We start from the raw sequence: 18,978 nt of genomic DNA, 5'->3' as shown, positions 1-18,978 counted from the left end.
CGGTGCAGGTTGCCGTGATGACGATCAGGCGGCGTGCGATCTGGAATGCGGGGGATGACAGTAGTTCGTGGTGCATGTCGATAGCGTGCGCTCCCGGCCTTGGAACCCACTTGGTGCCAACTTGGGAGCCTCGTCTCACCTGACCATTCGTGACCCTTGCGACATTGTCGCTTCGGCCTCAGGGATCAAGAATTGTCCCCCAGCCACCATCACCGCAAGAAGGGCCACCCAACCGCCATCGCGGACCGCGACCACACACCTTGATCCCTGAGGCCGAAGCGACGAAGTCGCAAGGGTCACGAAGGGTCCGGTGACCTTTCGGCACCTGACGTCAGCACCTCGGCTCAGACAGGGTCGATGACGACGACGATCTGTCCGCCCTGGTCGGCGATCTGATAGGTGCGGACCGAGCCGATGCCGGAGGTGGTGCAGCCGCCGTCGGAGAAGCGGAACGCGTACTGATGCAGCGGGCACACGACGACACCGAGGTCGGACTGGCCGTCGGCGAGGGGGCCGCCGTTGTGCGGGCAGGCGGCGTCGGTTGCGCGCAGGGTGCCGTCGGAGAGCCGGAAGACGGCGATCTGCCGGTCGCCGACCGCGTACGCCCGGCCCTCACCGAGTTGAACGTCGGACATGGGGCCGAGGACAACCGAGGTTGTTGTTTCGATGCTCATGAGGCCACCACCGTCGGGGACGGTGCCGCACCGCGCGCCGGAACCACCGGCAGCGGCAGCAACGGCAGCGCGGGCGTGAACTGGGCGGGCGACTTGGGTTCAGCGCGGTCGAGCCACGGGTCGACGTACCCGGCGACGGCCTCGTCGATACGCTGCTGCAAACCGGCCACAATCCCATCCCGGTCGTCGACGAGAATGGCACGCAGTTCCTCGATACCGACCCGCGGCACCCACGCGTAGGTGCGTTCGAGCCATTTGGCCTGCTCGCGGTAGTACTGAATGAACAAGCCGCACAAGCGGATCACCTCGTCGGGCGAGTCGACGGTCGCCAGTACGTCACCCTTGCGGATATGCGCGCCCGCAGCACCGCCCACGTAAATTTCCCATCGGCCCTCGCCGATGGCGACCACACCGAAGTCCTTGCACAATGATTCGGCGCAGTTGCGGGGACAGCCGGTCACGGCCAGCTTCAGTTTCGCCGGTGATTCCAGCCCCTGATAACGGTTTTCCAGAGCGATGCCGAGCGCTGTCGAATCGCCTAGCCCGAACCGGCAATAGTCCGTTCCTACACAGGTTTTCACTGTGCGGAAGCTCTTTCCGTAGGCGTAGCCCGATGGCATGTCCAGATCCGCCCATACCTTGGGCAGATCCTCCTTGCGCACCCCGAGCAGATCGAGTCGCTGCCCGCCGGTCGCCTTGATCATCGGAATGTCGTACTTCTCGGCGACGTCGGCGATCTTGCGCAACTGCGCCGGCGAGGTGACCCCACCCCGCATCTGCGGCACCACCGAGAACGTGCCGTCACGCTGAATGTTGGCGTGCACCCGGTCGTTGATGAACAGGGCGCCCTCCTCGCGTTTCCAGTCCGCCCCCCAGATCACCCGGAGCAACGACGCCAGCGGCATCTTGGCCGCCGCGTCCTCCCCGTCGGGAGCGAGTTCGGCGATCACCTCGCTCACCGACCGCAGGTCTCGCGCCCGGATCGCTTCGATCAGTTCGGGTTTGGTCATCGGGATGGACGGCACGTACCAGTCGGCGGAGGCGTCGACGGTCAGGTCCGAACCCGCTGCGAGGGTGACGATGTCGCCGACCATGCCCTTGCACGACCCGCATCCCTTCCCTGCGCGGGTCTTCGCGCATACCTGCGCCACGCTGGTGCACCCCGACGCGACGCACGCCACGATGTCGCCCTTGCTGACGCCGTTGCAGTTGCACACCACCGCGTCGTCGGACAGTTCCGCGGCACCCGTTGCGGCGCTGGGTGTTCCGATGTCGAACAGCATCGAGATGCGTTCGTCGGGCAGCGGCACCTTGTCATCGAACGCCTGACTGAGAAAGCCGACCTTGGACACGTCACCGAGCAGCATCGCGCCGATCAGCTTGTTGTCACGCACCACGACGCTCTTGTAGATACCCTTCTTCGGTTCGTAGAACTGCACGAACTCGTCGTCGGGATGTTCGGGACCCTTCACACCCATCGCCGCCACGTCCACCCCGGCCACCTTGAGCTTGGTGGTGGTACGGGAACCATGGTATGCCGCATCGGGATTGGCTCCGGTGACCACGTCGGCGAGCACCACCGCCTGCTCCCACAGGGGGGCGACCAGGCCGTACACCTCACTGCGATGCTGGGCGCACTCGCCGACGGCAAAGATGGAACCCTCGTCCTCGCAACGCATCTGGTCGTCGACGACGATGCCACGTTCGGTGACCAGGCCTGCGCGCCGGGCCAGCTCGATGTTGGGCCGGATGCCGGCGGCCACCACGATCATGTCGGCGTCGATCGCGGTGCCGTCGGCGAAACCCACACCGGCGACGCGGCCGTCGTCCCCCCTCAGGACGGCGGTCGTGCGTTTACCGGTGTGGACACCTACCCCCAGCGCTTCGATCTTGTTGCGCAACACCTTTCCGCCGTGCTCGTCGAGCTGCTGATTCATCAGATGTCCCGGTGAATGCACCACATCGACGTTCACACCCTGTGTGGTGAGTCCGTACGCGGCCTCCAGACCCAGTAGACCACCGCCGATCACCACGGCGCGTACGTCGTCGCGGGCCTGCGCCATCTGCAGCATGCCGTTGGTGTCGGCGATGGTGCGAAACCCGAAAACCCCACGCGCCAAACGGCCGTCGGCCTCGCGTAGACCGTCCATGTTGGGGAAGAAGGTGTTGGAACCTGTCGCGATGATCAGGGTGTCGAAATCGATGACACGGCCGCTGGCGCAGGTGACCGTCTTGGCGAACCTGTCGATCGATTCGGCGCTGTCGCCCACATGCAGAGTGATGCCGTTCTCGCGGTACCAGGCCATCGGGTTGAGCATCAGATCGTCGTCGTCGACGTCGGCCTCGCCCGCGAGGACGTGCGAGAGCATGATGCGGTTGTAATTGCCGTACGGTTCGTCGCCGATCATCGTGATGTCGAAGCGGTCACCGCCGCGCGACAGGATCTCCTCGACCGTCCGGGCACCGGCCATACCGTTGCCCACCACCACGAGTTTCATCAGAACACCACCATGCCGAAGTCGATGACCACCTGGCCCGATGCCCCGTCGGGCGCGGCGAGGACGAGTTCGAGGGTGACGTCGGCGTCGATGTCCTCGACCACCCGCAACGGCACGTTCACCGACGCCTGTGCGCCGATCGGGAACAGCCGCATCGGTTTTCCGTCCCGCAGCAGCGTCAACACGATCAATTCCGCGGACGAATTGCCGCCCCGGAAGTACAGTGGCTGCGCGGTCAATCCGGCAGGTACCACGTACCGCAGCCCGGCGTCGAGGGATACCGGTGCGGCCAGGCCTTTTCCGGTGAAGTCGAAGACGCCCTGCAGGAAGTGCGGTGTACTGGACATTCCGCCACTATCCGCGCACCCGGTCAATTACGACTTGCCGCCGTGTTACGGCCACGTTGTCAGTCCCTCACCGGGCCGCATGGTTCGAGGTGGTGACGTGAGGATGTCACGTCACCGGACCCTTCGAGACGCTCGCTCGTCCCTCGCATCGCCCTCAGGGATCAAGATGTGTCCCCCATCTCGGCTTTCGCCGAGCACGACTCGGACACCTGAGCCCCTCGCATCGCCCTCCGGAGTCAAGACGCATCCCCCACAACAATCGCGACCACACACCTTGACCCCTGAAGCCGAAGCGACAAGGATGCGCCCCCAGCGCGACCACACACCTTGATCCCTGAGGCCGAAGCGACGAAGGAGCGAGGGTCACGAAGGGTCCGGTGACCTTTCGACACCTGACGGCATCACCTCGAACAGAGCCATCAGCGACGGCAACGACCGGCGGCGCCGACCATGTCGGCGAGCTGGGTGAACTTGACGCGCGGACGCCCCTGCGCGGCGCCGCGACGACGTTCGAGACGGTCGATGGCTCGTATACCGCGGTAGCCGATGACATTCCGGACGCGTTTGCGGACCAGCGAACCGAACGCCTTGGGGGCCTTGCGAGTGCGGATCAGCTTGCCAGAGGCGGCGTCGGCGATGAAGTCCTCCACGGTCGCGATCGCGCACATCTTGTTGGCGCCGATACCGCCGTTGGGACCGCGTTTGGCCCAGCCGACCACGTATCCGCCCGGGATGACCCGACCGGACTCGTCGAGTAACCGGCCGTCGTCGTTGCTGATCACACCACGTTCGTCATCGAAGGCGAGCCCGGGTATCGGGGTGGAGCGGTAGCCGATGGAGCGCACCACCAGATCGGTGGCCACCTTGTGACTGGTGCCGCCGCTGCGGATCGCGACGGCGTCGACGCGGCTGTCGCCGATGATCTCTTCGGGCGCGGAATGGAACAGGAACACGATGCGCCTGCGCGACGGGTCCGCCGGCAACGACAAGTCCGGTACCTGTCCGTCGGCGTTGTCGAAGACCTCGACATCGACGCCGGGGATGGCCGCCAGCGCCCGATACTCCGGTGCGGTGTACGCGGCCGAATCCTGGCCGCGACGGCCCAGCAGTACCACCTCGTGCACGTTCTGTTCGCGCAGGATCGCCAGCGCGCGGTCGGCGATGTCGGTGGTGGCCAGCAGTTCGGGCGGCGACACCAGGATGCGCGCCACATCGAGCGCGACGTTTCCGGTGCCGACGATCACCGCGCGGCCGGTGGCCCGCTCATCGCCGCCGCGGCGGATCGGCGGTCCCGAGTCGGCTCCGGGGGCCGCGTTGTACCAGGCCACCAGCTCTGTCGCCGACGTCGAGCCGGGCAGATCCTCACCCGGAATCCCGAGGCGCCGCGATTCGCTCGCGCCGACCGCGTAGAACACCGCGTCGAAGTGTTCGGCCAGCTCGGCCGGGGTGATCTCGTCCGGCCCGGCGCCCACGCCGACGTTGGTGGCCATGGTGACACGAGGGTCACGGTAGAGCAGGTCGAAGCTGTGCAGGACACCCTTCGTGCCGGGATGGTCCGGGGCCACACCGGCACGCACCAGACCACCGGGAGTGGGCAGCCGGTCGATGACGGTGACCTGCGCCTCCGTCCGGTCGATCAACGTGCGCAGCGCATAACCGCCCGACGGCCCCGTCCCGACCAGCGCGATCCGCAGGTCCGCGGGGAGTTTCGGGAGGTCCGGGTAGGTGATGCCAGGCCAGTCGTCGTCGGTGGCGGCCACCACCTCGGGAAACGGCGCCATGCCGGGCAGTTCGGCGCCGGTGGGTGCGTATCCGGACTGGATGTCGGGGTGGCTCTTGTAATAGTCGGCGTTGATGTCGATGAATACCCTGTCCCTGGTGCCGAGTTTGTCGGCCGGGTAAATGGCGTTCACCGGGCAGGCATCGGCGCACGCACCGCAGTCGATGCACGCCTGCGGATCGATGTGCAAAATGTCCGAGGTGCCGAAACCGCGTTCCTCCGGGGTCGGATGAATACAGTTCACCGGGCACACGGAGACACATGCCGCGTCACTGCAGCACGACTGGGTGATAACAAACATCAGAGCATATTCGCTTTCCGGTACCAGTACATCGCAGGCTTGGTGAGCAGGCCGACCTCGTCGAGGAATTCCATGAGATGTGCACAGCTGCTGCGGATCATCGACTGGAAGTGAGAATTGCTCTTCATCTCCTTCATCGCGCGGTCGGCGTCGAGGCCGGCGTCGGCGAAGGCCTGCCGCTGCACGAGGCTGGTGACGATGAAGTACGCGCCCAGCGCGATGTAGAGGGCGCTGAACTGACGGCGGCCCTTGCTGATTCCCTTGACAGAGTCACGCACCTCCTCGCGGGCGAACTTCATGTGTCGCGACTCTTCGAGGACGTGGATCTCGTTGACGGTGCGGATGAGCGGCAGGACACGCTCGTCGCGCATGCAGCCTCGCTGGAATACGTCGAGAACCTCTTCGGCGACGAGGATACCGGCGTAGGCGACCTCGTTCTTGGCGGTGGCCTTGAAGAACTTGCCGGCGAATCCGATCAGCGGGCGCGGCTTGTAGGAGTTCCCGACAAGCTTTTCCGACGCCTTGGCGAACATGATGGTGTGGCGGCATTCATCAGCGATCTCGGTGAGCGCGAACTGGAATTCGGGGCTGTGATAGGCACCGAGGTACTGATCGCGGATGACCATTTCCTGCAGAATCATCTCGAACCAGATGCCGATACACATGATGGACGAGAACTCGTGCCGAGTCACCGAGATGCGCTGCTCCTCGGTGAGCTCATCCCAGTAGCCGGTACCGTACAGCGACGACCATTCGGGGCTGCAACCGTACTTGGTGGGGTCCAGAGGTGCCGACCAGTCGATCTCGGTCATCGCGTTGCGCGAGAGCCGGGCAGCCGAGGCCAACAGGCGCTTGGAGACCTCATTGGCGCCCTCATCGCGCATGCTGACGACGTTGTCGGGAGTTCCCAGGTCGGCGGCGTCGGTGCCGCCGAAGTCGCGTTCCATCGCGATAGTCATCGTGTGTCCCTCCATATGAACTATGACTTGCATCATATCAATGATCAGTGTCATATCAACAGTCGTTGTCAACGTAGCAGGAACATGTTCACCCGAGAAGATCCCGGGCACGGTTCCTGCTCAACCGACACTGAGAGACTCGCCAGTTATTCGCCTCACAGTGAGGCGAATCACAAATGGTGGCCCGGGGCGGAGTTCAGTGGTTCTATACTGGCCAGTAAGTTGCTGGTCACATCCCATCGGCGCACATCCCCAACGGGACAATCACCGCAGGTCAACACCTGCGTATCCATCTCAGGAGTAACAATGCCCTCAATCTTCATCACCGGCGGCGCGGCCGGAATCGGTCTGGCGACGGCCGAGCGGTTCTCCCGCGAAGGCTGGACCGTCGGCGTGTACGACGTCGACGCCGACGGCCTCGCCAAGGTCAAGGCCAACCACCCCGAGTGGATCACCGGCACCCTCGACGTGCGCGACGAGAAGCAGTGGGCCCAGGCCCTCGAGGAGTTCACCTCCCACACCGGAGGCACCCTCGACGTCCTCGACAACAACGCCGGCATCCTCGTCGCCGGCCTGCTCGTCGACATCTCCGCCGACGCCGTCCGCCGCCAGATCGAGATCGACGCCCTCGGTGTCGCGCTCGGCGCACAGGTCGCCCACCCCTACCTCAAGCGCACCCCCGGCGCACATCTGGTGAACATCGCCTCGGCATCGGCCATCTACGGCCAGCCCGAGATCGCGGTCTACAGCGCCACCAAGTTCTTCGTCGCCGGCCTCACCGAGGCACTCGAGCTCGAATGGGAGAACGACGACATCCGCGCCGTCGCCATCTGGCCGCTGTGGGCCAAGACCGCGCTGGCCGCGAACGACGCCAAGTCCACCAAGACCCTCGGCGTCCGGATCACCCCCGAGCAGGTCGCCGACAAGGTGTGGGAGTCGGTCCACCCCACCACCCAGGACAAGCTGCTGCACCGCACCTCGTACACCGTCGGCCTACAGACCACCGTACTGGCCAACGCCGCCAAGTTCGTCCCCAACTTCGTCTCGCGCACCATCAACAAGTACCTCGCGCAGAGCTGAGTTCTTGTTTCGACGATGTCCGTAGCACCGAAAGGTGTTGCGGACATTGTTGTTTGGTCTGTTTCCGGAGTGGTTGCGTCAGGTGTGCGTGTCACCGGACCCTTCGAGACCCTCGCTCCTTCGTCGCATCGGCCTCAGGGATCAAGAAGAATGGTCGCGACTGCTGCACCACCAACAAGATGACCGGACACCACCACCACCCCACCACCAACAAGATGACCGGACACCACTACCCCAACAACAACAAGACGACTGGTCACGACCACTGCACCACCACCAAGACGACTGGTCGCGACCATACTTCTTGATCCCTGAGGGCGTCGCGCGAGCTTGCGAGCCGACGCGTCTCGAAGGGTCCGGTGAGATGCGGCTCCCAACCAGTTGCGTCTCAGCCGCCGTTGAACGCCGGGCGGTAGGTGCGGCAGGGACGCCCGCGCTGACCGTCGCACGCGGGCAGCGGCGCACCGGCGCGCTGCCCCGGAACCACCGGCAGCACAAGCGAAGATCCGCCCACGCCGAGCGCGAGGGTATCGATGACCCGACCACCGGTGGCGGGGGTGTCGAACCGCCACGATGTCATGTCGCCGCCGGGGGCGGTGATGGTGACCCGGATGCGTGAGCCCTTCCGAAACACGTGCGCGACCGACCTCAGGGCGATCCGCACGTCCTGGAATCCCGGCTGTAGCGGCCGAGGGTTCAGCCAATCACGCTGCGGCTCAAGCATTGTCGACGACAATGTGACATCCCGGAAAGACGCCCGCAAATGCCCGGTGGTCACATAGGTTTCCCTGCCGTCGGGCCGCACCTCGCTGAGCGTGGCCTGCAGATCGGTATCGCGTGCCGACGACGACAGCCGCAGATCCAGACTCGCCGGACCGACCACCATCACATCGTGATCGGTTGCCGTGGAAACGAATCCGACTCCCGAATGCCCCGGCACCGGAAACCATCGGTACGGTGGCAGCCCCCGCCACGGCACCTGCGAAGAACCCACCACGTTCAGCGTTCCCGCCGGTCTCGACGCCGGGTCGGGACGGAACGACACCGTCGCCGACGGCGTCGACCGGCCTGTCAGTTCACCGCCGGCGGCCAGTGCCAGCCGGGTCCCCGACCCTACCGACGCGGGCGGCCACGACGCGAACCCACGCTGCCAGCGTGCCGAAAGATTGCCGGGCACAGCCGAACCGGATCCACTGTCGAACCACACCTGCACGCGTGGACCGTCGGCGAACCGGCGTCGCGCGTCGCCGAGATCGCGGGCACCGGCGAGCCGGTCGGTCTCGACAACGGCGCCGGGCGTGGAGGTACTCCCCCCGTACACGGCCGGCGCCAGCGCCACCAGCGCCGGATTGAATCTCGGTACCCGTTTTGCCACAAAGATATTCAGGAACTCATACCAGGAACTGAGCAGTTGCGGTGCCACACTGTCGAAGTGCGGACCGTTGACCATCTTGACCCACACCCGGCGATTCTTGTCGAACTCACCGATGATCGAAGTCCACTGCGGTCCCACCTGTTCATCTTGCAATGTCCCCGTCAGCAACACCGGAACAGCGATCTTCGACGCCCAGTACGACGGCGACCGGTGCTCGAGCAATGACGTTGTGCGCGTGGGATTCTGCTCGATCAGCCGGCGCAGGTCCTGGGTTTGCAGACGCAACCGCTGATTGGCCAGGCACCGGGCGTCTCCGCGTCGCACCAGTTCCCTGGCGTATGGCTGCCCACCAGTGGGCGCCGGCCGGGCCTCCTTCTGCCGTTCGGTGATCCACGAATTGGCGAAACCGGTATTGAAGATCCCACCGGGAAAACCGGTCGAATACAGGTCGTAGGTGATCGACATCGGCGCGATCGCCGCGAGGCTCGGCGGACGGGTCCCCGCCACCGCGAGCTGCGAGATCCCCGAGAACGAGATGCCCACCAGCCCGACCCGGTGGCCGGCCACCCACGGCTGGGCGGCCACGGTTTCGACGATGTCGTAGCCGTCGTAGATCGTCGGATAATCGAACAGGTCGAACGCGCCACCGGAACAGCCACTGCCCCGCATCTGCACGATGACCGTGGCGAACCCGGCAGCCGGACCGATCGCCCCACCGAGGATCACCCCCGGCACCGGTGCCAGCGGATCCGGTTTCTTCAACTGTTTGCCGATCGCGCCCACCACGACGTCGCCGGGCGCCGCGGCCTGATATCCCGAATACTCGATGACCGTGGGGAACGGGCCGTCGGCCATCGTCTTGCCCACAGGCAGCCGCACCATGACCGCCAGCTCGATTCCGTCGCGCATCCGCACGTAGTGGTAGCCGGCCCCGAACCGCTGACTTCGGTAGAGTGCCTTGTCCGGCGGCTGCTGCGCGCGGACCGCGAACGTGTTGCCGGCCCGGCCCGACACCTCGAACCGGTATCCGGGCCCGGGTGTCAGGTCGCGGATGAGGAATGAACCGAGCCGATCGACACGGCCGGTACCCATGACCGCGCCCGCCGGTCCGATCAGCCGCACCGGCGCGCCCGGCTGGGCGTCGACAAGATAAGCCTGTGTGACGCTGCCCGCGCCCGTCCCGACCCGGACCGACGCCGACGCACGCGGCGCATCGAGAAGCGCCACGGTGACAAGAACGACGGTCAGCACAGACACGACGAGCGGGATCACCGGCGTTCGGCGTGTCACCCGGACACTGACGGGACCCTCAAGGCACCTCATACAGCGCGACACTAAACGACAACGGTGTCGACGTTAACCGGTTCCGCCGCTTTCGGCTCGGCGGGACGCGAACCGCGATCACCGCCCGAGACGATGTCCGGGGCGGTGATCGCGATATTCAGAGGTTGTCGCCGGCCCGGCGACGGGAAGTGATCAGCGACGGTCGAGGTCGAGGATCCCGGCCTGCACGGCCTTGACGAGGCGACGCGGCAGGCGCTGCGGAACGCCGTTCACCTTCACTTCCTGGAGTGCGGGATTGTCCGCCTTCCACTGCGAACGACGGCTACGGGAGTTGGCCCGCGACATCCGGCGCTTCGGAACAGCCATGGTTGAACCCTTCTTTTCTGTCTGTACTACAAGTCTTCGCGCGACCGCCTGTCATGCGCATCGAAGCTTGTAGGACGACCGGCCGATCTGCGCGCAGCACCCCCGGAGGGCGCGACACACAACCCGACCAGACTACCGCCGATGACCGTAAAGCTCCAAAACGATCGTCCCCGGACCGACTGGCACGTGTCAGCCGAACACGCCGATGACGCCCGCGAACACCAGGAAGGCGATGGTCAGCGCAGTCGCAATCCAGCCGAGCACGATACCCGCGGTCGCCATGCCCTCACCGGTCTGGGTTCCACCCGACGCCGCGATCTCGCGCTTGGCCATCGGGCCGAGGATCACCGCGACGATGCCGACGGGCAGGCCGACAAAGCAGACCCATATCCCCAAGATTCCGACGACTCCGCAGGCCAGCGCACCGATTGCTTTGCTGTTGTTCGTCGGCGCGATCGGATACGGCGAGACCCCGTACCCGGCGGCCCCATATGGGGTGGCCCCGTACTGGCCCGCACTGTAGGGCGCGGCCGCATACTGCCCGGCGCCATACTGACCCGCCGTGTTCTGACCGGCACCGTACTGGCCTGCTTGGCCGGCCCCGTATTGACCGGCACCGTATTGACCGGCCCCGGGTACGCCGGGAGCAGCAGCGGGGTTGCCGTACGGATTCTCCGGTGACGGCGTCGGCGTCGGCGATCCGAACTGCGTCGGAACGTCTGCCTGGGGGACGCCGATCTGGGGGACGCCGAACTGAGTGGGTGCGTACTGTGCGCTGTTCCCGTCACCGGCCGCCGGAACCTGCGACCATCCCTGCGGGGCGCCGCCGGACCCGGCCGATGCCGCATCGTCACGTTTGGTCAGGTCCGGTCCCTGCGAGGGGTCGGGAGTTCCGTTCGGGTAGGACATTGGACGTCGCCTCCATCGCGATCGGGCCGCCGGGCCACCGGGTGTCCCGGAAACCGGCACTCGTGCCGCCCAGAGTAGCCGGATACACCTGCGAGGCACCGGTCACACCGGGTGTGCTCACTAGAATCATTCAAATGTCTGGCGTGATTTCCGGTTTCACCGTCATCTTCATCGTGGTCGGTGCCGGGTATCTGCTCGGGCGCACCAACACTCTCGGCGAACACGCCCACGAGGTGCTGTCGCGACTGGTGTTCTTCGTGTGCACACCGGCGTTGCTGCTGCATTCGCTGGTCACGTCGGATCTGTCGGTGGTGTTCTCCTCCACCCTGGTGATCGCCGGAGGCTGTGCGTCGGCCATCGGTGTGGCCTATCTGCTCATCGTGGGGCTGTGGCTGCGCCGGCCGATTCCCGAACTGACCATCGGCGCATTGTCGTCGTCGTATGTGAACAGCGTCAACCTCGGGCTGCCCATCGCGATCTTCGTGCTCGACGACGCGTCGTTCATCGCCCCGCTGCTACTGTTCCAGATCCTCATCTACTCGCCGATCGCGCTGACCGCACTCGACCTCACGGCGCTCGACAGGCAGTCCGGTGACGGCTGGCGCAACACGCTGCGCGATGCGGTGGTGACCCCGATGACCAATCCGATCGTACTCGGCGGCGTCTCCGGTCTGGTCATTTCGCTGATCGGCTGGCAGCCGCCCGAGGCGATCATGAAGTCGTTCGAGATGCTCGGCTCGGCGTCGGTGCCGGCGGCGCTGCTGGCGTTCGGATTGTCGCTGACCGGTGTCGCCGTGTTCAAGAAGGGTGAGAGCCCGCGCCGCGACATCGCCGTCGCAAGTGTGCTCAAGCTGGTCGTGATGCCGGTGATGGCGTACCTGGTGGCGCGGTTCGGCTTCGGCGAAACCGGCCACCAGTTGTTCGCCCAGGTGGTTATCGCCGCCCTACCGACGGCCCAGAACGTCCTGGTCTACGCCACCCGCTACCGCCGCGGCCAGATCCTGGCACGCGACACAGCCCTGATCACCACCCTCGGCTCCATCCCCACGATCGCGGTGATAGCCCTCCTCCTCGCCTGACCGCCCGCGATTCTCCGGCGACATGGCTCCCTGGTGCCGGCGGCTATTTCTCCGGATTCTTGCGGGGCTTGCGTTTGACGTCGACGCCGCCCATCAGCGCCAGGCCTGTCACTACGACCACCGGCGCGCCGGGAGGGCCCAGACCTGCGGCTTTGCCGCCGAAACCGCCCATCACGGCCAATCCGTTCACCTCCACGGTCACATCGGGTGGAACGGTGATGTCGATGCCGCCCATGATCGCGGCGCAGCGGATGGTCAGCTGCGGCGCGGTGAACTCCACCTCACGCAGGTCGATGTCGATGCCGCCCATCAAGGCGAACGCCTGCAGGTTGTCGCCGACGGCCGCGTTGCCGCCGATCTCCCACCCCGACATCACCGCGACCGCGTTGTGTACGAGGCGACGGCCTGATCCGGAGCTGAGCCGGGACGCCGAACCGGTCGCCGACGATGGCGGGATCGGGACACCGAGCTGAGCCACGGGAAGGTCGTCGGTGAGGTTGTCGAGGTCGCCGAATGTCTTGGCCACCACGACCTTCGACGACCGTTCGTCGAACTCCGACAGCGACAGGCTGCCGTTGGACAGCGCCGCCGACAGAATCTGTTGTACCAGTTCACGATCGGCGTCCGAGGCCCGCAATCGTGCGCGCGGGTCGAGGTTGTGGGCCGCGGTGAGATCCGGCTTGCGCAACGGAATCGGGCCGGGCGTGGCGTCGGGCCCTGACGTGTGGCCCTCGGATGGCTCGGGCGAGATTGTCATAGCGGCAAGCCTAGTGCGGGGCGCGGCCATTCAGACTCCGGACAAACCCCCAGATACACCCTGACTTCGACCGCCGGGTATGGGACTATTCCGGCATGGCAAAAGTCGGTAAGTGGTTCACGGTCCTCGGGCTCGTGATCATGCTCGCGGCCGTCGCGGTCGGCGTGTTCTTCGCGGCGACCGGTTTCGGCAAGGTCGCCGACATGGCCGAGAACGCGTTCGTCGTCGAGGGTTCTGTGACCAGAGATTTCGACGCCGGCGACGAGATCTTCCTGTTCGGACAAGGCTCCGGAACCAACTACGACCGACCGAACTGCCAGATCACCGGTCCTGCTGCCACCAAGGACGTCACATCGAGCCTCGAGACCACGTTCACCTACGACGGCCGTTCGGTCCGGTCCTATCAGGGCGTCGGTTTCACCAAGACCGGGTCGTACACGATCGCCTGCGACGGCTACGCGGTGGCGACGCCCGAGCTTTCGGCGACCGGCATCTTCCAGAGCGTCGGCGGCATTCTGCTGGCGGTTTTCGGTGGTGGTGGCGGACTGGTTCTTATGGTCGTCGGAGGCATTCTGTGGATTGTCGGGGCGAGCCGAAAGAAGCCTCCGACGACGTACCCGCCGGCCGGCGGCTACCAAAGCTATCCGCAGCAGGGTGGGTATCCGAACTATCCGCAGCCGGGCCCCGGCTACCCGGGTGGCTATCCCGGCAATCAGCCGCCCGGCAACTGGAACCGCTGACGCCGGTCACCAGGTCACGGGTGGCAGTTCGACGTCGATAGGAAACGGTTTGTCGACGACGACCCGGTGCCGGTGCACGCCGGTCGGTGCATACGCGCCGCCTTCGGGAAGCAGTTCGAAGGTGTACACCACCATCGCGTCGTCCTCGTTCTCCACGCGCCAGAAGCACGCGATACCCGCCTCGGCATACTGCGCCGGACGCAGCTTGCGGTCCTTGGTCTTGGTCCGCGGCGATAAGACCTCGACGGCCAGCAGCACCGCGTGCGGATCGACGGCGACAGCGTCCGCCGCCACTGCTTCCCGGGTAAGCGCGAGAACGTCCGGAATCGGCACCGAGGTACCGAGTCTGATCCCCGCCTCGCGGGCCACCACCACTGACGCCGGCGCCTGGCCGGCGAGAGCCGAATTGAGAATGTCGACCGCCTGGTTATGCCAGAACGTGGCCGGAGCCATCATCACGACATCACCGTCGAGCAGTTCGAACGGACCATCAATGGTCTCCATCAGCCGGGGCAGGTCATCGGCCGTGAAGCCGTCGTCGGGTGGGACCGGCAACGCCACCAGCCGCGTGGCGAACGGCAGGTCCTCGGGATGCGGGGCGGCGGTCATGGCCTCACGCTACCGGAGAATCACCACGTCACCGGTGGTAGTTCGATGTCGATCGGAAATGGTTTGTCGACGACGACCCGATGCCGGTGCACGCCGGTCGGTGCATACGCGCCCCCTTCGGGGAGCAGTTCGAAGGTGTACACCACCATCGCGTCGTCCTCGTTCTCCACGCGCCAGAAGCACGCGATACCCGCCTCGGCATACTGCGCCGGACGCAGCTTGCGGTCCTTGGTCTTGGAGCCGGGTGACATGACTTCGATGGCTAGGTGGACGTCGGTGGGCGCGAAGATGAAGCTGCCCGAAGCGACAGCTTCTCGGGACACCGCCAGCACGTCGGGCTCAGGATTGCTGTGTCCGAGGTCGACGCCCTTCTCGTTGGCGACGACGAACTCCCGTGGAGCGACGCCCCGTAGCGCCGACCTGAGGTAATGCGCCACCTCGTCGTGCCAGTGCGTCGGCGTCGCCATCATCACGATGTCACCGTCGCGCAGCTCGAATCGGCCACCGATGATCTCCATCAGTTGTGGAAGGTCGGCGGTAGTGAACCCACTCGGAGGCGGGACCGGCAGCGAGACGAGCCGCGTGGCGAACGGCTGGTCGCCGGGATGCGGGGCGGCGGTCATGACGACAGTCTAGGCGTGGTCGGTGGGGATCGACGGGAGAATATCGGGGCCTGTGGATAACTGATCCACCGTCCTCAACTGCGAACGTTGCGACCGGGGTTACGTCCGGCGATCGAGGATGCCGCGCAAGGCTTCCGCGGTGTCGAGGTCCTGCAATGCGGCGGTGAAGCGGGACAACAGCCCGGTGCACAGGGTTTCGTCGTCGCCGCCGTACATCGCCAGCGGCGCCCAGGCGGCGTTCCAGGCGATGACCATCAGCCATCGATGCAGTTCGAAGGCGTCGGCGAGGGAAGGCACGTCGTCGACGCCGTGGGTGCGCAGGCCGCCGAGGTAGCGAGCTATCAGGTCCTTTTCCGACGCCGCTCGTGCCTCCGGTTCCAGGGACCAGCCGATGAAGTAGGTGACATCGCGCATGCCATTGGCCTTGTGCACCTGCTGCCAGTCGAACAGGCCTGCGGTGCCGTCGGCGCGGGTAAAGGTGTTGGCGGCGTGGGTATCTCCGTGACAGAACGTGGGCGACATGGATTCGAGTTCGGTGTCGAAGATGTTCTGGTTCTTGAGGTATCGGGTGGTGAGTTGTTTGATCTCCGTGGGGACGTCGTCACGGCGTTGCAGCCAGGTGCGATTGATCAGCGGCATCACCCGTTGTCCGATGGGCCAGCCGGGTTGGCGGGAGTACGGGGTCAGCCATTTCAGAGCACCGCCGAATCGCGGTGAATTCCAGTACGCTGCATGGAGTTTCGCGAGGGAATCGATGACCGCTTCGGCGTGACCGAGCGGCACGGTGCTGCCGAGTTCGAAGAACGTGGCCTCGTTCGGTTCGAGGGTGGCGAGCGCTATTGCGAATCGTCCGCCGCTGCGCAGCCGGGCACCGTACGGGGTGAGAGTGATGTCGGCGACGGCCGGATACAGCTCGTTGTAGAAGCGGACCTCGTTCTGGCACAAGCCGAATGCCGAGTTGAGGATTCTGGTCGACACGCCGGCGGGCGTGCCTTTGGTGAACAGTGCGGTGGGCAACTGCGCCGCACGTCCGTCGGCGTTCCAGGTGAGGACAAGGTGGGCGTGGTCGGTGGTCATCGCGTCGCCCGCGATGACGTCGACGCTCTCGATGCGGGCGCCGGGGATGTCGCTCGCCAGCGCTGCGGTCAGTTCGTCGGCCGTGAACCCACCGATGCCGTAGTGCCGCTGCCCCGGCACCCACGGCGACGCCCCGAGCGCAATGTTCTTGAGGGTGCGTCCCACCTCGACGATTGCCGCTATCTCCACCATCCTGGGCATCTTACCGTTGCAGCAACGGTAGGAGGTGGTCCGGCCATGCCGACATCTCACCGGACCCTTCGAGACCCTCGCTCCTACGTCGCTTCGGCCTCAGGGATCAAGAAGGCTGGTCGCGACTGATCAGTCTCAGGGATCAAGACACGTCCCCTCGCGTCGTGACCACACACTTCGCGCCGTTGCCCAGCGACACGTATCCCCTCGCGCATGACCACACATCTTGATCCCTGAGGGCGATGCGAGGCACGAGCGAGCGTCTCGAAGGGTCCGGTGAGTCGCGGCTCCCAACTGATCCCGACGACTGTCGCGGCCACCCCTCACGACGCCCGGTAGCGTGCCGGTCCCCGGGTCAGCCGCGGCGGCGGGCGCGGCTGTTGAGGTAGTCGCCGACGACGGCGGCACCGAGACCGTCGAGGTCAGGGGCCACGACGCGGCCGCCGATGCGGCGGGCGATCTGATCAATGAATCTCGCCAAACCCAGATCCTCACCGAGTCGGAAGAACGTCACCTGGGCACCGAGTCGGGAGATGTGGTCGAGTTCGCGGACCGTGAGCGCGATAGTCTGCGGGTGCGGCGGGTAAAAGAAGAACGGCTCGCCCGACGGGTCGAGGTGGGCGGTCGGCTCACCGTCCGTCACCACCAGGACCACCGGCTGCGCGTTGGGGAAGCGCCGCAGATGACGCTGCGCCAGCAGGAGCGCATGGTGCAGGTTGGTGCCCTGCTCCCAACGTGGTTGCAGGCCGGTCAGTTCGGCGATGTCGATGGTGCGGGCGTGCCGGCCGAACGCGATCAGATGCAGCTCATCGGACCGGAATCGGGTGGACACCAGGTGATTGAGTGCGATGGCGGTCCGTTTCATCGGCGTCCACCGGCCCTCCATTTCCATCGAGAACGAGGTATCGACGAGCAGCACCACGGCAGCCTGGGTGCGTGATTCCGTTTCCGAGACCTCGACGTCGCGCACATCGATGCGAACTCCGCCCTCGGCGATGTCGCGCACCGCAATTGACGGTTCGCCGCTTTCGGAAAGCGTTCGCAGCACCGCGTTGGACACGGTGCGGGTCACATCCCAAGGGTCGGTGTCGCCGAACTGCCATTCGCGTGAGGCGCCGGTCGGTTCACCGAGACGACCACTGTTGCGGGTTTGCCGTTCGCCGCCGCGACCGGACATCTGCTCGGCCACATCCTTGAAGATCGACTGCCCCAGTTGCCGCATCGCCTTGGGGCTCAACCGGAATTCGCCGTCGGCGGAGCGGTCGAAGAAGCCTTCGTCGCGCAGCGCCTTGTCGAGTTCGGCGAGGCGCCGCACGTCGACGACGGCCTCCTCGCCGAGTTGCCGCATCAGCGCTTCGAGGTCGATGTCGTCGAGACCTGCACCCGAATACTGTTGGGACAGTTGCTCACTGAGGGCGTCGAGTTCGCCGATGTCGTGCAGCGCCGCGGCCCCTTCGCCGAGACCCATCCCCTGGCCACCGGAGAAATCGCTCGACTCATCCCAGCCGAGACCCGGCCGGGCCTGCCGCAGAGCCGAATCCATCTGCGCCAGTTGACTCATCAGTTCGGGCGAGCCGAACGCCTGTTGTGAGAGCTGGTCGAGTTCTGCGCGTTGCTCGGGGGTGAGCGAGTTGTAGAACTGCTGCGCCGCCGCTGCGCGTTGCGCCAGCAAATCGATGAGTTCCTCTGTGTTCTGCGGGTTTTCGGGAAAGAAGTCGCCGTGCTTGTCCATGAACTCACTGAACTGCTCGCCGGTGTCCTCGCCGCGGTTGTGGGCGTCGAGGAGCTTGTTGAGGTCGGTGAGCATGTCGCTGATGCGTTGGCGGTCGGCATCGGTGGCGCCTTCCATCGCCTGCTTCATCCCGGCGAACCGCTGGTCGAGCAACTCGCGGCCGAGGAGGTCCTTGATCTTCTCGAAGTCCTCACGGGCCTGGGCGCTGCGCCAGTCGTAGTTCGACAGTTCCTCCACGGCCTGCGCCGTCGACGTCGGCAGGTTGCCGATCTGCATTTCGGCGAACCGGGCGTCGTCGTCGAGGTCGCGGGCGAGTTGCTTGCGCTCCTCTAGGACGGCGCGGTCGAGGAGTTCGCGGATCTCCTGGAACGTCCCGTCGAGGTTCCGGTTGCGCAGCAGTTCCTGGCGACGCCGGTTGATCTGTTCACGCAGCTTGTCCAGGCCCCGCATGTTCTGCGAACCGCGCCGCAGGTACTCGCGCAGGGCACGCTGCGGCGACGACCCGGCCATCACGTCATCGCCGATCTCCCGCAACGCCTCCCGCAGGTCGACGGGTGGGGCGAGCGGGTCCGGTCCGCCGGTGTACCGCTGGTAGC

17 protein-coding genes are annotated in these 18,978 nt (G+C 65.7%); 3 read left to right on the top strand and 14 right to left on the bottom strand.

Annotated features, from left to right (window positions below; translation table 11 throughout):
* Positions 1 to 344: 344 nt before the first annotated feature.
* From Q0627_RS04105 to Q0627_RS04085, 5 genes are all read right to left on the bottom strand, one after another.
* The gene (locus tag Q0627_RS04105) at positions 345 to 674 is read right to left on the bottom strand and encodes a Rieske (2Fe-2S) protein (protein ID WP_298807825.1); all 330 of its coding nucleotides are present in this window, start codon (positions 672 to 674) and stop codon (positions 345 to 347) included.
* On the bottom strand, positions 671 to 3,172 hold the full coding sequence (nirB, locus tag Q0627_RS04100; RefSeq protein WP_298807824.1) for a nitrite reductase large subunit NirB: 2,502 nt from the start codon (positions 3,170 to 3,172) through the stop codon (positions 671 to 673). The genes Q0627_RS04105 and nirB overlap by 4 nt, the downstream gene beginning before the upstream one ends.
* Positions 3,172 to 3,519, bottom strand: a complete 348-nt coding sequence (locus Q0627_RS04095; protein WP_291015395.1) for a molybdopterin oxidoreductase — start codon at positions 3,517 to 3,519, stop codon at positions 3,172 to 3,174. The genes nirB and Q0627_RS04095 overlap by 1 nt, the downstream gene beginning before the upstream one ends.
* A 419-nt stretch (positions 3,520 to 3,938) precedes the next feature.
* Positions 3,939 to 5,600, bottom strand: coding sequence for a 4Fe-4S binding protein (locus Q0627_RS04090; protein WP_298807821.1), 1,662 nt, complete (start codon positions 5,598 to 5,600; stop codon positions 3,939 to 3,941).
* A complete protein-coding gene (locus Q0627_RS04085; RefSeq protein ID WP_291011552.1) occupies positions 5,600 to 6,547 on the bottom strand; it encodes a diiron oxygenase in 948 nt (315 codons plus the stop codon). Before Q0627_RS04085 ends, Q0627_RS04090 begins: the two co-directional genes overlap by 1 nt.
* 318 nt (positions 6,548 to 6,865) lie before the next feature.
* Here Q0627_RS04085 and Q0627_RS04080 point away from each other — a divergent pair, with 318 nt between their 5' ends.
* Complete coding sequence (locus Q0627_RS04080) at positions 6,866 to 7,639, top strand: SDR family oxidoreductase (RefSeq protein ID WP_291011546.1); 774 nt, start codon at positions 6,866 to 6,868, stop codon at positions 7,637 to 7,639.
* A 134-nt stretch (positions 7,640 to 7,773) separates the two neighbouring features.
* Here the strand turns inward: Q0627_RS04080 and Q0627_RS04075 are convergent, their stop codons facing one another.
* From Q0627_RS04075 to Q0627_RS04060, 4 genes are all read right to left on the bottom strand, one after another.
* Complete coding sequence (locus Q0627_RS04075) at positions 7,774 to 7,938, bottom strand: hypothetical protein (RefSeq protein WP_291011543.1); 165 nt, start codon at positions 7,936 to 7,938, stop codon at positions 7,774 to 7,776.
* A gap of 89 nt (positions 7,939 to 8,027) precedes the next feature.
* Positions 8,028 to 10,304: a CocE/NonD family hydrolase gene (locus Q0627_RS04070; RefSeq protein WP_298807818.1), complete on the bottom strand. Its 2,277-nt coding sequence runs from the start codon at positions 10,302 to 10,304 to the stop codon at positions 8,028 to 8,030.
* A 186-nt stretch (positions 10,305 to 10,490) separates the two neighbouring features.
* Positions 10,491 to 10,664, bottom strand: coding sequence for a 50S ribosomal protein L32 (gene rpmF / locus Q0627_RS04065; RefSeq protein WP_005191264.1), 174 nt, complete (start codon positions 10,662 to 10,664; stop codon positions 10,491 to 10,493).
* Between the two features lie 189 nt (positions 10,665 to 10,853).
* The gene (locus Q0627_RS04060; RefSeq protein WP_291011528.1) at positions 10,854 to 11,573 is read right to left on the bottom strand and encodes a DUF4190 domain-containing protein; all 720 of its coding nucleotides are present in this window, start codon (positions 11,571 to 11,573) and stop codon (positions 10,854 to 10,856) included.
* Positions 11,574 to 11,707: 134 nt separating this feature from the next.
* Between Q0627_RS04060 and Q0627_RS04055 the strand changes: the two genes are divergently transcribed.
* Entirely contained in the window at positions 11,708 to 12,652 is a 945-nt protein-coding gene (locus tag Q0627_RS04055) for an AEC family transporter (RefSeq protein ID WP_291011525.1), read from the top strand.
* Between the two features lie 43 nt (positions 12,653 to 12,695).
* Here Q0627_RS04055 and Q0627_RS04050 read toward each other — a convergent pair whose 3' ends face one another.
* Complete coding sequence (locus Q0627_RS04050; protein ID WP_291011522.1) at positions 12,696 to 13,409, bottom strand: DUF1707 domain-containing protein; 714 nt, start codon at positions 13,407 to 13,409, stop codon at positions 12,696 to 12,698.
* A 95-nt stretch (positions 13,410 to 13,504) separates the two neighbouring features.
* Here Q0627_RS04050 and Q0627_RS04045 point away from each other — a divergent pair, with 95 nt between their 5' ends.
* Positions 13,505 to 14,149: a hypothetical protein gene (locus Q0627_RS04045; protein ID WP_291011519.1), complete on the top strand. Its 645-nt coding sequence runs from the start codon at positions 13,505 to 13,507 to the stop codon at positions 14,147 to 14,149.
* 6 nt (positions 14,150 to 14,155) lie between these two features.
* On the opposite strand, the gene Q0627_RS04040 is transcribed toward Q0627_RS04045, so the two are convergent.
* The 4 genes from Q0627_RS04040 to Q0627_RS04025 all read right to left on the bottom strand — a co-directional run.
* The gene (locus Q0627_RS04040; RefSeq protein WP_298807808.1) at positions 14,156 to 14,758 is read right to left on the bottom strand and encodes a Uma2 family endonuclease; all 603 of its coding nucleotides are present in this window, start codon (positions 14,756 to 14,758) and stop codon (positions 14,156 to 14,158) included.
* 20 nt (positions 14,759 to 14,778) lie between these two features.
* Positions 14,779 to 15,381, bottom strand: a complete 603-nt coding sequence (locus tag Q0627_RS04035; RefSeq protein ID WP_298807806.1) for a Uma2 family endonuclease — start codon at positions 15,379 to 15,381, stop codon at positions 14,779 to 14,781.
* A gap of 99 nt (positions 15,382 to 15,480) precedes the next feature.
* Positions 15,481 to 16,650, bottom strand: a complete 1,170-nt coding sequence (locus Q0627_RS04030; RefSeq protein ID WP_291018426.1) for a phosphotransferase — start codon at positions 16,648 to 16,650, stop codon at positions 15,481 to 15,483.
* A 355-nt stretch (positions 16,651 to 17,005) separates the two neighbouring features.
* Positions 17,006 to 18,978: VWA domain-containing protein (locus Q0627_RS04025; protein WP_298807802.1), on the bottom strand; the 1,973-nt coding region annotated here is incomplete at its 5' end.

The sequence above is a fragment of the uncultured Gordonia sp. genome (genome assembly GCF_937858515.1).
GTDB lineage: Bacteria > Actinomycetota > Actinomycetes > Mycobacteriales > Mycobacteriaceae > Gordonia.
Note: the sequence above shows the minus strand (reverse complement) of the source record. Positions and strands in the feature narration are given on the sequence as shown.